The organism is Pseudomonas sp. MAG002Y, from assembly GCF_019400845.1.
In the GTDB taxonomy this organism is placed as follows: Bacteria; Pseudomonadota; Gammaproteobacteria; order Pseudomonadales; family Pseudomonadaceae; genus Chryseomonas; species Chryseomonas luteola.
In genome coordinates this window covers 262144-276728 of sequence record NZ_WOEJ01000007.1, presented here as the reverse complement: position 1 = coordinate 276728, position 14585 = coordinate 262144, and the positions used below count along the sequence as shown (strand labels likewise).

The window sequence follows — 14585 nt, the reverse complement described above, 5'->3', positions numbered from 1 at the left end:
GCTATAGCTCAGCTGGGAGAGCGCTTGCATGGCATGCAAGAGGTCGACGGTTCGATCCCGTCTAGCTCCACCAAATTTCTAGGGCCAGCAAGTGCTGGTTTCAATCGAAGGTTTTGTCCCCTTCGTCTAGTGGCCTAGGACACCGCCCTTTCACGGCGGTAACAGGGGTTCGAGTCCCCTAGGGGACGCCATCTTTATAAAACCGCCTTTATAGGCGGTTTTTTTTCGCCTGCAATTTTGTCCTTTTAGCGGTCATATCAGCCGTACGAGGCTGACTGACGAATAAACCTGTTTAAGCAGACTAAACAATAGGTCACTATTCGAATCAGGTCTTGCCCGATAGGCCAGTGAATCAACAGGGGATATCAGTGATTATCGAGCGGCTAGATAACCTGTCCGAGCTGCCTGCGCAGGCGTGGAATGCGCTGTTACCAGATAACCAGCCGTTTATGCGGCATGAATTTCTACATGCTCTGGAGATCAGTGGAAGCGTAGGGCGTCGTACAGGCTGGAAGCCTGCGCACTATATTGTGCGTGATCTAGAGGGTACGTTGAGAGCGGCCATGCCTGCCTACATAAAGTACCACTCCTATGGAGAGTACGTATTTGATTGGGCCTGGGCTGATGCCTGCCACCGTACGGGTATTGATTATTACCCGAAGCTTCTTGCCGCTGTTCCCTTTTCCCCGGTAGGAGGCGCTCGTCTGCTAGGGGAGCGTACAGCTTGTGAGGAGCTACTGCATGTAGTGACCAGCAAGCTGGAGGGCCGCGGACTTTCGAGTCTGCATGTCAATTTTACCAACGAAGCGACAGATCACTTGTTGACTGATCAAGAAGGCTGGCTCGAACGGCTTGGGTGTCAGTTTCATTGGCACAACAGAGGGTATCGGGATTTTCAGGACTTCCTGGATGCGCTGGCGTCACGTAAGCGCAAGCAGCTTCGCAAGGAGCGTGAGCAAGTTGCAGGGCAGGGTATCGATTTTGAATGGCGAGAGGGCGGGTCGCTTACTGAGCAGGAGTGGGATTTTGTCTATGCCTGTTATGCCAATACGTACGCCGTAAGAGGGCAGGATCCCTACCTGACCCGTGAGTTCTTCAGCGAACTGGCTGAGCGCATGCCTGAGGCCATTCGCGTTGTGTTGGCTCGTCAGGAGAGCCGACCCGTGGCCATGGCATTTTACCTGTGCGATGAAAAGACCCTTTACGGACGTTACTGGGGCTGTCTGGCCGAGTTTGACCGGCTGCATTTTGAGACATGTTTCTATCAGGGGATTGATCATGCCATTAGTGAAGGGCTGACCCGCTTTGATGCGGGCGCGCAAGGAGAGCACAAGCTGGTTCGGGGATTTGAGCCGGTTTTTACCCATTCATGGCACTATCTGGTACACCCTGGGCTTCGTGAGGCCGTGAGCGAGTTTCTAAATCAGGAGCGCGAAGGCATCAGGCGTTATGCGCAGGCCGCTACAGACGCATTGCCGTTCCGCCAGGACGGCTAAGTGTAAATATCATGCTTAATTATTTCTGGTTCGCCTTAGCTGCCTGTTTTGAGATCGCCGGCTGCTACACATTCTGGTTATGGCTAAGACTGGGCAAGAGTCCGCTGTGGCTGCTCCCAGGGCTTTTATCGCTTACCCTGTTTGCGCTTGTGCTTACACGTGTGGAGGCGGCTTACGCTGGCAGAGCCTATGCTGCTTACGGTGGGATTTATATCGTGGCATCGCTGGCCTGGTTGGGCCTGGTTGAAAAAACCAGACCCGCCTGGACCGATCTGGCAGGGGCTGCACTGTGTCTGCTGGGCGTGGCGGTGTTAGTAATAGGGCCGAAATTGTCAGTGCACTGAATATTCAAGCCTGTCAGGAAAGTGCCTCTTCATCTGGAGTGTTTAGCCATTCCTTGGGAACGTCCCGTCTGAGCATCAGCTGGCACTGGCCGCTGTCCGGCTCGAATACAATAACGGCTTCTCCATTTTCCAGCGCCCGACGTGCACGTGCTACACGCGTCTCCAGAGGTGTTTCATCACCGTTATCCGTTCCTTCTCGCGTAACAAAGTCTTCGAGAAGGTTGCCTAGCGTATCGGGGTTGAGCATGTCGTAGGGTATGAGCATGGCGGCAGTTCCTGAAGCGGGCAGCGATGCTAACGTACAGCTTGGCCAGTTGGCGAGAGGACGCCGCCCAGCGGGGCGGCGTTATCGGTCCCTATGTTTTCCCGCCCTCTTTGATTAATTCCTCGATGTGAGGCAGATGCGTCTGGTTGTCCTGATGCGTCTCTTCCAAATCGAGCTGATGCGTAAAGCGGTCAACGGAATTATCTGCTGGCGCTGCGTCACTATCGAACACGGGCGGGCTGGTCATATAACCCACCAAGAGCTGGCTTAGTGCTGCCAGACTGACAATGTGCGTCCGCTCATAGCCGTGGGTGGCATCACAGCCAAAGGCCAGAAGCGCAATCCGGATGTCATGCCCTGCGTTGATAGCGGAGTGGGCATCGCTGTAGTAGTAGCGGAACAGGTCACGCCTGACCGGAATGCTGTTTCGCTCTGCGATACGCAGCAGATGGCGTGACAAGTGATAATCGTAAGGGCCGCTTGAGTCCTGCAGGGCGACACTGACCCGATGCTCATCGGACTGTTGCCCGGGAGCAACCGGAGCGATATCGATACCGACAAACTCACTGACATCCCAAGGCAATGCACCCGCCGCGCCAGACCCTACTTCTTCCGTGATGGTAAAGAGAGGATGGCAGTCTATGGGGGGTACGATCCCGGCTTCCTGAATCATCTTGAGCGCCGTTAGCAGAGCGGCTACACCTGCCTTGTCATCCAGGTGACGAGCACTGATGTAGCCGCTCTCCGTGAACTCCGGTAACGGATCAAAAGCTACGAAGTCTCCTACGCGTACACCCAGGTATTCCGTCTCTGAACGGCTTTTGGTGGTAGCGTCTAGGCGTAGCTCGATGTGATCCCAGCTGACGGGCATCTTGTCGACTTCGGTATTGAAGGCATGCCCAGAGGCGAGCAGAGGTAGTACGCTGCCACGTAGGGTTCCGTTGTCGGTAAAGATGCTGACCCGGCTTCCTTCGGCAAAACGGCTGGACCAATGGCCTACCGCCGCCAGGCTCAGACGGCCGTTATCCTTGATTTCCCTGACAATGGCACCGATCGTATCCAAGTGAGCGGAAACCGCTCGGTCGGGGCTTTCCTTACGTCCTTTGAGTGTGGCACGAATCGTTCCTCGTCGTGTCAGCTCGTAGGGAATGCCGATTTCACTCAAGCGCTCGGCCACGTACATGACGATTGTGTCTGTAAAGCCTGTCGGGCTTGGAATGGCGAGCATTTCCAGCAGGACACGGCGCAGATAATCCAGATCCGGTGTCGGCAGCTTATTCAAGCGGGCACCTCTCGAGACAGGGGAAACAACAGATCAATGAAGCGCTCCGCCGTAGGGCGGGGTTCATGGTTGGCCAAGCCCGGCCGCTCATTGGCTTCAATGATTACGTATTCACTTTGATCAGCAGCCGGTACCAATAGATCCATGCCTGTCACTGGAATATCCAAGGCCTTGGCAGCAGCTACTGCGGCTTGCGCCAGTTCAGGGTGAAGAATATCGGTAACATCTTCCAGCGTGCCCCCGGTATGAAGATTTGCTGTCTTGCGGACAAACAGGCGGGTGCCTTCTGGTAGGACCGTGTCATAACTGTAGCCGACAGACTTGATCGCGCGCTCGGTTTCTTCATCCAGAGGTATCCGACTTTCGCCTCCGGTTGCTGCCTGGCGGCGGCGGCTCTGGTGTTCGATCAACTCATGAATGTTTCGACGACCGTCACCAATGACCTCGGCAGGACGCCGTATAGCGGCCGCCACGACTTCATGACCAATGACAACAATGCGCAGGTCAAGACCTGCATGGTAGCTTTCGAGCAGCACGTTATCGTCGTAGCGACGAGCTTGGGCAATCGCGGCTTTCAGGTGCTCAGGATCACGTACATCTACGGCGACGCCTTTGCCCTGCTCACCGTTGACCGGCTTTACAACCAAGGCGCCGTGCTTGGCAAGAAACGTTTCGTTTTCTTCATCTTCACTGGCTAGACACTGATCAGGAACCCGTAATCCTGCTTCCTTGAGTGTCCGGATTGTGAGGGTCTTATCCTGACAAAGTGTCATGGTGACAGCGCTGGTCAGGTCCGACAGTGATTCGCGGCAGCGGATTCGGCGGCCCCCCTGTATGAGGGTAAAAAGACCAGCCTGGGCATTATCTACTTGTACATCGATCCCGCGGCGTTGAGCCTCATCTACGATGATCTTGGCATAGGGATTAAGCCCTGCTTCAGGGCCAGGGCCGAGGAAAAGGGTCTGGTTGATTGCGTTCTTGCGCTTGACGGTAAAGGTCTGGAGTTCCCGAAAGCCCAGCTTGTCGTAAAGACGCTTGGCTTGACTATTGTCATGCATGACCGACAGGTCCAGGAACGCCAGGCCGCGGCTGGCGTAGTGCTCAATCAGGTGACGAACCAGAGCTTCTCCCACGCCCGGACGAGGGCAGTCAGGCGCTACGGCCAGACACCAGAGACTTGAACCACCCTCAGGATCGTTGAATGCCTTAGCGTGGTTCAGCCCCATGACCGAGCCGATAATGGCGCCCGTGTCCTGATCTTCTGCCAGCCAGTAGACCGGCCCACCCTTGTGTCGGGGCGTGAGTTTTTCGATATCCACGGGAAGCATATGGCGCGTCTGGTAGAGACGATTGATCTCGCTCCAGTCGCTTTCGCTAAAGGCCCGGCGAATACGAAAGCCGCGGAAGGGCGCATGTGCGGGGCGATAGTCGGTGAACCACAGCCGCAACGTGTCGGATGGATCCAGGAAAAGCTGTTGCGGTGCATAGGCCAGTACCTGCTGAGGCGCAGCCACGTATAGGGCGATGTCTCGCTCGCCGGCCTCTTCCTTGAGAAGTTCCTTAGCCAATACCGATGCGTCGGAGAACGTATGGCCGATTAGAATTCGACCCCATCCGCAATGCAGGCAAACGGATTGGCACGTGGCCCGTTCAGCCCCAGTCATCTGGGCCTGTAGACGCTCATAATTGGGCGTCTGAGCCCTTTGAAGACGCTGATTGTTATAGTAGGCGGCTTTCATCGTGCAATACTCCAACACTTATAGGCCATGTTCACTCAGCCACAAATTAAGGGCGGCGAGCTGCCAGAGCTTGGAGCCCCGTAGCGGTGTAATCTGGTCGTCAGGGTTCTTCAGGAGTCGATCGATTTCTGCAGTATTGAATAGCTGGCGATCCTGGCTGGGATCAAGCAGCAACTCACGTACCCAGGTCAGGGTATTACCTTGCAGATGCTTCAGGCCCGGTACCGGGAAATAGCCTTTGGGGCGGTCAATGACTTCTGCCGGAATCACCTTGCGAGCTGCTTCCTTGAGGACGTGTTTGCCGCCGTCTCCCAGCTTGAACTGCGCCGGAATACGGGCAGACAGTTCCGCCAGCTTATAGTCAAGGAAAGGAACACGCGCTTCCAGGCCCCATGCCATGGTCATGTTGTCGACTCGTTTGACCGGGTCGTCTACCAGCATCACAGTGCTGTCCAGGCGTAGCGCCTTATCAACGCCAGCTACTGCGCCAGGTTGTGCAAAGTGCTGACGAACGAAATCACCTGCAGCGTCGTGATCCAGACGGCGGCTGTCCTGAACAGTAGCTGCGTATTCAGCATAGTCACGATCGAAGAAAGCGGCTCGGTAAGCTGTAAACGGATCTGCCGCACCATCAACCTGTGGATACCAGTGGTAGCCTGCAAAAAGCTCGTCCGCACCTTGGCCACTCTGTACAACCTTGCAATGCTTGGACACTTCACGCGACAGGAGGTAGAAGGCGATACAGTCATGGCTTACCATCGGCTCGCTCATGGCTCTGAACGCGGCGGGCAATTGCTCAATGATTTCAGATTCGTTGATGCGCAGCCTGTGATGCCGTGTACCGTAGCGCTGAGCGATCAGGTCTGAATACTGAAACTCATCCCCACGCTCTCCACCTGCATCTTCAAACCCGATGGAGAAGGTCAGCAGATCGCGTACCCCGGACTCGTGCAGCAAGCCGACCAGCAGGCTTGAGTCCACACCGCCAGACAGCAGCACACCTACATCGCGGGCTGCCCGCTGTCGAATCGAGACAGCATCGCGCAAGCTGTTCAGGACTTCGCCGCTCCAGTCTTCCATGGTGTAGTTGGCTTCATCGGCAGTTGGGCCGTAATTCAGCGTCCACCAGGTTTGCTGTTCGGTTTTGCCGTTGGCGTCAATGACCATCCAGGTGGCTGGCGGCATCTTTTTTACGCCGTTCAGGATGGTACGGGGCGCTGGTACAACAGCATGGAAGTTGAGGTAGTAGTTCAGCGCGACGGGATCGAGAGAGGTATCGATATCATCTGCTTCAAGCAGGGCGGGCAGGCTTGAAGCAAAGCGCAGGCGTTCATTGGTCTGACTCAGGTACAAGGGCTTGATGCCCAGGCGATCGCGTGCAATGAACATTTGCTGCTTATCGCGATCCCAAATAGCGAAGACGAACATGCCGTTGAGTTTGGGCAGCATCTCCTTGCCCCAGGCGTGATAGGCCTTGAGCAGAATTTCGGTATCGCCGCCAGAATGGAAGCGATAACCCTTGGCCTCCAGCTCGCTGCGTAGCTCTGGGTAGTTGTAGATGGCGCCGTTGAAAACCATCGACAGGCCCGTGTCCGAGTCAATCATGGGCTGACCAGAGGCTTCTGCCAGATCCATGATTTTCAGGCGTCGGTGGCCTAGCGCAACAGGGCCTTGGCTATGAAAGCCCCAGGCGTCGGGGCCGCGTTGAGCGAGGCGATGGGTGACCCGTTCCAGCGTGGCCAGGGTGACGGGACGATTATCGAAACGTAATTCTCCAGCTATACCGCACATAGTTCCTTACCGGTTGCTCCGTTGGGGTGGGGAGGTATTGCTCCACAGGGAAACGACAAGCATTTGTGGGGGTAAGTTGCATTTTTCCGCCCGAATGACTCAAGGCAACAGGCTATTACGGGGACTGGGTACCGTTTTCAGACCTTAGTGAAATTAATCTGCTGGTAAGGGTTGAAAGCCACCGGCAAGACCTTATATTAGTAATGTATCGTTATAATGTAACGAAGCGGCTCGATGTAGAGTCCAACCGAGTATCCAGGAGGTACCATGAAACCGAATATTCATCCTAACTATCGGCCAGTGCTTTTCCATGACACCACGGCAGATCATTACTTCCTGATCGGCTCTACGGCACAGACTGATCGTACCCAGGAATTTGAAGGCAAGACCTATCCCTATGTGGCACTGGACGTGTCCAGTGCTTCGCATCCAATCTATACCGGTGAGCAGCGCCAGTTGAAAAGCGAGGGTCGCGTCTCTAGCTTCAACAAGCGTTTTGCAGGGTTTCCGGGCGGAAGCAAGTCTTCCCAGTAATCCGGCCTCACTGAAAAAAGCCCTCATGATTTTGAGGGCTTTTTTATGTCTGAATGAAGGAATGGCTGGCGGTAAGCGGGGTCCTCTTTTAATCAGCTTGAAAGCAAAAGAGGATACCTGATGAAAGCACGCAATCTAGATAGCGCCATTGTGGTCATTACTGGCGCTTCCAGCGGGATTGGTCGGGCCACCGCTCAGGCGTTTGCACGGCAGGGGGCTTACCTGGTATTGGCTGCTCGAGATAAGGCGGCATTAGACGATACGGTTGCCGAGTGTCTTCTCTTGGGAGGCCGGGCGATTGGTGTGCCTACGGATGTCACGTTGATGAAGTCAGTCTCGCAATTGGCCGAGCGTGCGCTGGAATTTGGATACGGACGGATTGATATCTGGGTCAACAATGCGGGTATCGGTGCGGTAGGCAAGTTTGATGAGACGCCTTTTGAGGCGCATGAACGCGTCGTGCAGACCGACCTTCTAGGCTATCTGCGTGGCGCCTACGCCGTTGTGCCGGTTTTCAAACGGCAAGGGTCAGGGGTTTTGATCAATACCTTATCGGTAGGCAGCTGGGTACCGCTTCCCTATGCAGTGGCCTATTCGGCTGCCAAGTCAGGCCTGAGAGGGTTTACCGAAGCCTTGAGAGGCGAGCTTACGCGCTGGTCCGATATTCATGTCTGCGATGTTTACCCTGCGTTCATCGATACGCCAGGGCTGCGAGACGGCGGTAATTACAGTGGAAGGACAATAAAGCCTACGCCACCTGTTTATGATGCTCGAAAGGTCGCCAGAGCCATCCTCTCCATGGCGCGTTATCCACGCAAGTCTACGACAGTAGGGCAGGCCGCCACGGTACTTCGTGCAGCCCATGCGCTGGTGCCTGGTTATGCTCGGCTGTCCCGGATCTTTATGGATCGCGCCTTGAGTCGAATGGAGCCGGTAGAGCACTCCTCGGGCAATCTGTTCAGCCCTCCCAGTGGCAATCGCAGTGTCGATGGAGGATGGCGTCGTCCTGATGAGCGCATGGTCGTGGCAGCAACCAGTGCTGCGGCGCTAGTGTTTGGGGCGTACCTGTACCGGCGACTGACGGAGCGGTCAGATTGATCCCTAACGTGCCGCACTGACGCCTTCAAGCGTAGCGAAGGATGTGTCCTTGGCTGTTAGTAAAAAGTCCTGCATGAAGGGAGCTTCCAGCATGTCCTCTCGAATACCGGCATACAGTGTGGCATACAAGCCTTTCTCACCCAGACGCTTCGCGGTCACATAGCCACGCGAGCTGTACTCATGGAGCGCCCAGTTAGGAAGACAACATACGCCCCGGCCGGATGCTACCAACTGCAGCATCATGACCGTCAGCTCTGCCGTACGTATGCCAGCAGGCTCGACGCCGGCCGGGTCGAGAAATTGCCTGAAGATATCCAGACGCTCACGGTCGACCGGATAGGTGATCTGCGTTTCTTCAGCCAGATCCTCAGGCACGATGTAAGGCTTGCCAGCTAAGGGATGCTGGTTGGCCATGGCTAGCTGCGCTTCATAAGTAAAAAGCGGAATGTAAGTGATGCCGGTGAGATCAATCGGGTCTGACGTGACGACAAGGTCAAGATCGCCACGTGCCAGGGCTGGTAGCGGGGCGAATGAAAAGCCCGAGGCGAGATCCATCTCCACTTCAGCCCAGGAATCACGAAACTGATCAATGGTAGGCATCAGCCACTGAAAGCAGCTATGGCATTCAATGGCAATGTTGAGGCGCCCGGCAGTGCCGCCAGCAAAGCGTGACAGGTCACGTTCCGCACTGCGAAGCTGAGGTAATACCGCATCGGCCAATTGCAGGAGGCGCAGGCCGGCACTGGTAAAGCGCACTGGCTTGGTCTTGCGGACGAACAGGCTCAGACCAAGGCGCTCTTCAAGCTCTTTGAACTGATGAGACAGTGCAGATTGGGTCAGATGAAGACGTTCGGCAGCTTCGACAAGGCTGTCAGCCTCACGCAGTGCGTGTAGCGTTTTCAAGTGACGAAGTTCGAGCATGGCCTGGATCCTGATGAGTGCAGCAGGTATCCATTATGAATGATTTCCAAGCCAAGGAGGGCATGAATGAAACTGGCTCATGATTCGGCCAGTTTCATTCACGTATCCATTACGCTGCTGCGTGACTGGCCTTGCGGATATCCAGACTGCCTAGATAGGTTTCCAGCTTGGTCTTGTCACCAGGGGTAAACTCAAGGCCCAGCTTGGTCCGGCGCCAGAGTATGTCGTCTGCCGCGTTGGCCCATTCGTAAGCATGGAGATAATCCACTTCACGCGCATACAGGTCCGCCCCCAGGCATTCGCCTAGGTCGGCCATTTGCGTAACGCCTTCCAATAGCTTGCGCGTGCGGTTGCCATAGGTGGTTGACCAGCGCTGGGCAAGTGCTGCTGGCAAATCCTTGACCTGTGCCTGTAACTGTTTGGCCAGTGCTTCAGGCGTCGTCATGTCTTCTCCGCCCGGTAGCGTAGCCTTGGCTGTCCAAGGCTGTCCCATCGTCTTGAAGAACGGCTGCAACTGCTGCATGGCCGACTCGGCCAGCTTGCGGTACGTGGTCAGTTTTCCACCAAAGACCGACAGCAAAGGCGCATCGTTTTCAGGAGCCGACAGTGACAGGGTGTAGTCACGAGTAATGGCTGAAGGATTGTCTGACTCGTCATCACACAGGGGACGTACGCCCGAGAACGTATGCAGGACGTCACTGCGGGTCAGCTTGTGGCGGAAGTGTGCGTTTGCCACACCCAGGATGTAGTCAGTTTCCTGCTCGGTAATCTGTACGTTGGCTGGATCACCTTTGTACTCACGATCCGTGGTACCAATCATGGTGTAACGACCCAGGTACGGAATCGCAAAGACAATCCGACGATCTTCGTTCTGCATGATGTAGGCATGATCGCCTTCATATAGCTTGGGCACGACGATGTGGCTGCCTTGAATCAGTCGAATACCATAGGGCGAGCGCTCTTTGATGTTTTCGCGAACGATCTGGGCAACCCATGGACCTGCCGCATTGACCAGGGCTTTTGCCTTAATCGAGAAGGTACTGCCGTCTTCACGCTGAAGGGTCAGGTGCCACAGTTTGTTAGCGCGATGGGCGCTTGTGCAGGTGGTGCGGGTATGAATATGGGCGCCACGCTCGCGGGCAGCCATGGCGTTGAGTACAACGAGGCGTGCATCGTCTACCCAGCAGTCCGAATACTCGAAACCCTGGTTGATATCACTGACCAGAGGGCTGTCGGAACCGAACCGAAGACCACGGGAGGCGGGGAGCTTTTCACGCTTGCCCAGGTGGTCATAAAGGAAGAGACCTGCGCGAATCATCCAGGCCGGACGCAGATGTGGCCGGTGCGGCAGGACGAAGCGCATGGGCTTGACGATATGCGGAGCCTTGGCCAGCAGTACCTCGCGTTCGGCCAACGCTTCGCGTACCAGTCGAAATTCGTAATGTTCGAGATAACGCAGGCCACCATGAATCAGCTTGCTGCTGGCTGAGGAGGTATGTCTCGCCAGGTCGTCACGTTCGCAGAGAAAGACGGACAAGTTACGGCCTGCGGCATCGGCTGCAATACCAACACCATTGATACCACCGCCGATCACGGCGATGTCGTAGATCTCGGAAAGGGGCGGCGTCCCGAGCAAAGTGGACTGAGGCATGGGCGTCTCCTGTTATAAACGAACATCAATGTTCGTATTCGAACAATCGTAGACAAAAGAGTTGCCTTGCGCCAGTCGTAAACCGATAAAAAAACTCTAAAAGGAAAATAAACGAACTTAAATGAATTAAATGTGAAAGGCCTGACACTCTAGTCAGGCGATTTCAAGACGGACTTTGAATTGAGAGAGCAGCCGAGTAAAGGCTTCGTCTGGTTGAGACTCGGTAAAGAGCACATCGATCTGCTCAAGCGAGCCCAGGCGAATCATGGCGCTGCGTCCGAATTTACTGGAGTCGGCTGCCAGAAAGACCTTACGTGCGTTTTCGAAAATGGCCTGTGAAACGCGAACCTCCTGATAATTGAAATCCAGCAGAGTGCCGTCTTCATCGATGCCGCTGATGCCAACCAGCGCGTAGTCCACTTTGAATTGCTTGATGAAGTCAGCTGTCGCCTGGCCTACCACGCCGCCGTCACTGCGCACGCTGCCACCTGCAATCAGGACTTCGAAGTCCTCTTTCGCGCTAAGGATGTTCGCAACATGGAGGTTGTTCGTAATGATCTTCAGGCTACGGTGATTGAGCAGCGCGTGAGCAATCGCTTCGGTCGTCGTACCGATGTTAATGAACAATGAGGCATGATCCGGGACCTGTGCTGCAACGGCCTCCGCGATACGACGCTTCTCATCACGCATTTGTCCAGCACGCATGGTGTAAGCCGTGTTTTCCACGCTGGAGTCATGGGCGGCACCACCGTGATAACGACGCAGCAAACCGCTTTCGGCCAGCTGGTTGATGTCTCGACGAATCGTCTGGGGGGTTACGGTGAAATGCTGGGCAAGCTCCTCGATGCTGACATAGCCACGCTCGCGGACAAGGTCCAGGATGTTCTGCTGACGGGGCGCCAGGCTCATGCAATCTTCCTTCAACGGTGGTTTGACAGGAAGAATGCCGTAGCGAGGCGCCGGGCGCCAGTTCAGTGCATCAACTTCATCGTCCTGATGTGAAAAGGGCGACTTCCCAGTCGCCCCGTCCAATGACATCAGTCCTGCGCCCAGCCGCGAGTACGCTCGACAGCTTTCTTCCAGCCCTTGTAAAGCTCCTCGCGATGGTCGCCATCACAGGTGGGCTCGAACACGCGCTCGATGGTGCTCTTGTTGCGTAGTTCGTCCAGGCTGCTCCAGAAGCCGGTGGCCAAGCCAGCCAGATACGCTGCACCAAGGGCAGTGGTTTCCTTCATTTCGGGGCGCTCTACGCAGGTGCCTAGAAGGTCGGCTTGGAACTGCATGAGGAAGTTGTTTGCGACGGCACCGCCATCCACACGTAGCGAGCGTAGACGCTCGCCGGCATCCTGCTGCATGGCATCCAGTACGTCGCGAGTCTGATAGGCAATCGACTCCAGGGCTGCACGAATCAGATGCTCAACCTTAACGCCACGGGTCAGGCCAAACAGTGCGCCGCGGGCATAGGGATCCCAGTAGGGAGCGCCCAAGCCGGTAAAGGCCGGTACCAGATAGATACCATTGCTGTCCTTCACCTTGGTGGCGAAGTACTCGGAATCCAGGGATTCGTTAATGACCTTGAGCTCATCGCGCAGCCACTGAACGGTAGAGCCACCATTAAAGATGGCGCCTTCCAGTGCGTAATTCACTTCACCACGCGGTCCGCAGGCAATAGTGGTTAGCAAACCATGCTGGGACTGCACTGCTTTCTCACCAGTGTTCATCAGCAGGAAGCAGCCGGTGCCATAGGTATTCTTGGCTTGGCCCGGCTCTACACACATTTGGCCAAACAGGGCGGCTTGCTGGTCACCTGCAATCCCTGCGATCGGAATGCCGGTTTCCTGGCTGCTGCCCAGAGTGGCATAGCCGTAGACTTCGGAGGAGGAGCGAACCTCCGGCAGCATTTCGCGGGGGATATCCAGTGCTTCAAGCATCACGGGATCCCAGTCACGCTTATGGATATCAAAAATCAGGGTGCGCGAGGCATTGGTGTAGTCGGTGACATGGACCTTGCCCTGGGTCATCTTCCAGATCAGCCACGTATCGACAGTGCCGAACAGCAGCTCGCCACGGCGGGCGCGCTCACGGCTGCCCTCTACGTGGTCCAGGATCCACTTGATCTTGGTACCGGAAAAGTAGGGGTCGATGACCAGTCCGGTCGTGCGGCGGATATGCTCTTCCATGCCGTCACGCTTGAGCTGATTGCAGATCTCTGTGCTTTGGCGGCTCTGCCATACGATGGCATTGTAAATCGGGCGGCCTGTGGTCTTGTCCCAGACGATAGCGGTTTCGCGCTGGTTGGTAATACCGATGGCGGCTACATCGTCATGGCTAATGCCTGCATGAGCCAGGGCCTCCACAAAGGTAGCGCTCTGGGTGGCCCAGATTTCCATCGGGTCATGCTCGACCCAGCCGGCTTGCGGATAGATCTGTGCGAATTCACGCTGAGCAATGCTCACCACATTGGCGTTACGATCCAGCACGATGGCGCGGGAGCTGGTGGTGCCCTGGTCCAGGGCCACGATGTAATGCTTGTTATTAGACATGATGGAAATCCTTATTATTGAGCCTGTGACGCGCTGATCTTGGGCTGAGCGGCGGCGTCTTTCTTATTCGTTTCAACTGAGGTTTCTTTGACTGGAATGTCGCACGCTGCTGAGCCAAGACTGGGCAGGTGACGGCAGATGAGTGCCTTGTAAGCAGCGGCACCCAGGCAGGCACCCAGGATGGGCGCGAAGATCGGTACCAGGAAATAGGGTATATCGCGGCCACCGGTCAGGGCTACATCACCCCAGCCAGCCAGGAAGGTCATAAGTTTAGGACCCAGGTCACGAGCCGGGTTCATGGCGAAGCCTGTCAGCGGGCCCATGGATCCACCGATCACGGCAACAAGCAAACCAATTAGAAGCGGGGCCAGCGGGCCGCGCGGAAGACCATTGCCATCGTCGGTCAAGGCCATGATGACGGCCAGCAGGATGGCGGTAATAACCATCTCGACCAGGAACGCCTGACCAACAGACAGGGCTGCGTTCGGATAGGTGGAGAACACACCCGCAAGCTCAAGGCTGGCTACGCTACCGCGTACCATATTGTGAGCCTGTTCGTATTCGAAAAAGAGACTGTTATACAGGCCGTATACCAGCGCGGCGCCACAAAAAGCGCCTGCAATCTGCGAAATGATGTAGAGCGGGACTTTTCTACGCTCGAAGCCGCCAAACAGCCAAAGCGCAATGGTAACGGCAGGGCTCAGATGTGCACCCGACACGCCAGCGCTCAAGTAAACCCCCATGCTGACCGCAATGCCCCATATGATGCTGATTTCCCAGAGCCCCAGAGTGGCTCCGCCAACCTTCATGGCAGCGACGCAACCGGTTCCGAAGAAAATGAATAATCCTGTTCCCAAAAACTCGGCAATGCATTGCCCACGTAGGGTGGGCATTAATGGAGTACTCATACGCGGAGCCTCT

The 14585-nt window shown here is 55.8% G+C and carries 13 protein-coding genes and 1 tRNA gene; 5 read left to right on the top strand and 9 right to left on the bottom strand.

Translation table 11 applies throughout. The features are described 5' to 3' along the window. The first annotated feature begins 115 nt into the window (after positions 1-115). From GM154_RS12775 to GM154_RS12765, 3 genes are all read left to right on the top strand, one after another. Positions 116-191 (top strand) — tRNA-Glu (locus GM154_RS12775). 177 nt (positions 192-368) lie between these two features. After that, on the top strand, positions 369-1496 hold the full coding sequence (locus tag GM154_RS12770; protein WP_219652443.1) for a GNAT family N-acetyltransferase: 1128 nt from the start codon (positions 369-371) through the stop codon (positions 1494-1496). Positions 1497-1507: 11 nt separating this feature from the next. After that, a complete protein-coding gene (locus GM154_RS12765; protein WP_073449370.1) occupies positions 1508-1840 on the top strand; it encodes a YnfA family protein in 333 nt (110 codons plus the stop codon). A 13-nt stretch (positions 1841-1853) separates the two neighbouring features. Here GM154_RS12765 and GM154_RS12760 read toward each other — a convergent pair whose 3' ends face one another. From GM154_RS12760 to GM154_RS12745, 4 genes are all read right to left on the bottom strand, one after another. Further along, the gene (locus tag GM154_RS12760; RefSeq protein WP_019365322.1) at positions 1854-2105 is read right to left on the bottom strand and encodes a YheU family protein; all 252 of its coding nucleotides are present in this window, start codon (positions 2103-2105) and stop codon (positions 1854-1856) included. Positions 2106-2196: 91 nt separating this feature from the next. Next, on the bottom strand, positions 2197-3387 hold the full coding sequence (locus GM154_RS12755) for an osmoprotectant NAGGN system M42 family peptidase (RefSeq protein ID WP_010795101.1): 1191 nt from the start codon (positions 3385-3387) through the stop codon (positions 2197-2199). After that, complete coding sequence (gene ngg, locus GM154_RS12750) at positions 3384-5126, bottom strand: N-acetylglutaminylglutamine synthetase (RefSeq protein ID WP_219652442.1); 1743 nt, start codon at positions 5124-5126, stop codon at positions 3384-3386. The genes GM154_RS12755 and ngg overlap by 4 nt, the downstream gene beginning before the upstream one ends. Before the next feature lie 18 nt (positions 5127-5144). Continuing rightward, positions 5145-6917: an N-acetylglutaminylglutamine amidotransferase gene (locus GM154_RS12745; RefSeq protein ID WP_073449366.1), complete on the bottom strand. Its 1773-nt coding sequence runs from the start codon at positions 6915-6917 to the stop codon at positions 5145-5147. Positions 6918-7184: 267 nt separating this feature from the next. Between GM154_RS12745 and GM154_RS12740 the strand changes: the two genes are divergently transcribed. Beyond that, on the top strand, positions 7185-7451 hold the full coding sequence (locus tag GM154_RS12740; protein ID WP_010795098.1) for a type B 50S ribosomal protein L31: 267 nt from the start codon (positions 7185-7187) through the stop codon (positions 7449-7451). Between the two features lie 120 nt (positions 7452-7571). After that, entirely contained in the window at positions 7572-8549 is a 978-nt protein-coding gene (locus tag GM154_RS12735) for an SDR family oxidoreductase (RefSeq protein WP_219652441.1), read from the top strand. Positions 8550-8552: 3 nt separating this feature from the next. Here the strand turns inward: GM154_RS12735 and metR are convergent, their stop codons facing one another. From metR to GM154_RS12710, 5 genes are all read right to left on the bottom strand, one after another. Further along, positions 8553-9470 (bottom strand): transcriptional regulator MetR, encoded by a 918-nt coding sequence (gene metR / locus GM154_RS12730; RefSeq protein ID WP_010795096.1) that lies wholly within the window; start codon positions 9468-9470, stop codon positions 8553-8555. A 109-nt stretch (positions 9471-9579) separates the two neighbouring features. After that, positions 9580-11121: a glycerol-3-phosphate dehydrogenase gene (gene glpD / locus GM154_RS12725; protein WP_010795095.1), complete on the bottom strand. Its 1542-nt coding sequence runs from the start codon at positions 11119-11121 to the stop codon at positions 9580-9582. A 153-nt stretch (positions 11122-11274) separates the two neighbouring features. Then, the gene (locus GM154_RS12720; RefSeq protein ID WP_010795094.1) at positions 11275-12030 is read right to left on the bottom strand and encodes a DeoR/GlpR family transcriptional regulator; all 756 of its coding nucleotides are present in this window, start codon (positions 12028-12030) and stop codon (positions 11275-11277) included. Between the two features lie 128 nt (positions 12031-12158). Beyond that, the gene (gene glpK / locus GM154_RS12715) at positions 12159-13664 is read right to left on the bottom strand and encodes a glycerol kinase GlpK (RefSeq protein WP_219652440.1); all 1506 of its coding nucleotides are present in this window, start codon (positions 13662-13664) and stop codon (positions 12159-12161) included. Positions 13665-13678: 14 nt separating this feature from the next. Continuing rightward, positions 13679-14572, bottom strand: coding sequence for an MIP/aquaporin family protein (locus GM154_RS12710; RefSeq protein ID WP_010795092.1), 894 nt, complete (start codon positions 14570-14572; stop codon positions 13679-13681). Between the last annotated feature and the right edge of the window lie 13 nt (positions 14573-14585).

Excerpts from the sequence above, each read along its gene's own strand:
- GM154_RS12735 (WP_219652441.1), top strand. The coding sequence starts at position 7,572 with ATGAAAGCACGCAATCTAGATAGCGCCATTGTGGTCATTACTGGCGCT.
- GM154_RS12720 (WP_010795094.1), bottom strand. The coding sequence starts at position 12,030 with ATGAGCCTGGCGCCCCGTCAGCAGAACATCCTGGACCTTGTCCGCGAG.
- glpK (WP_219652440.1), bottom strand. The coding sequence starts at position 13,664 with ATGTCTAATAACAAGCATTACATCGTGGCCCTGGACCAGGGCACCACC.
- ngg (WP_219652442.1), bottom strand. The coding sequence starts at position 5,126 with ATGAAAGCCGCCTACTATAACAATCAGCGTCTTCAAAGGGCTCAGACG.
- GM154_RS12710 (WP_010795092.1), bottom strand. The coding sequence starts at position 14,572 with ATGAGTACTCCATTAATGCCCACCCTACGTGGGCAATGCATTGCCGAG.
- GM154_RS12760 (WP_019365322.1), bottom strand. The coding sequence starts at position 2,105 with ATGCTCATACCCTACGACATGCTCAACCCCGATACGCTAGGCAACCTT.
- GM154_RS12745 (WP_073449366.1), bottom strand. The coding sequence starts at position 6,917 with ATGTGCGGTATAGCTGGAGAATTACGTTTCGATAATCGTCCCGTCACC.
- GM154_RS12740 (WP_010795098.1), top strand. The coding sequence starts at position 7,185 with ATGAAACCGAATATTCATCCTAACTATCGGCCAGTGCTTTTCCATGAC.
- GM154_RS12765 (WP_073449370.1), top strand. The coding sequence starts at position 1,508 with ATGCTTAATTATTTCTGGTTCGCCTTAGCTGCCTGTTTTGAGATCGCC.
- metR (WP_010795096.1), bottom strand. The coding sequence starts at position 9,470 with ATGCTCGAACTTCGTCACTTGAAAACGCTACACGCACTGCGTGAGGCT.
- glpD (WP_010795095.1), bottom strand. The coding sequence starts at position 11,121 with ATGCCTCAGTCCACTTTGCTCGGGACGCCGCCCCTTTCCGAGATCTAC.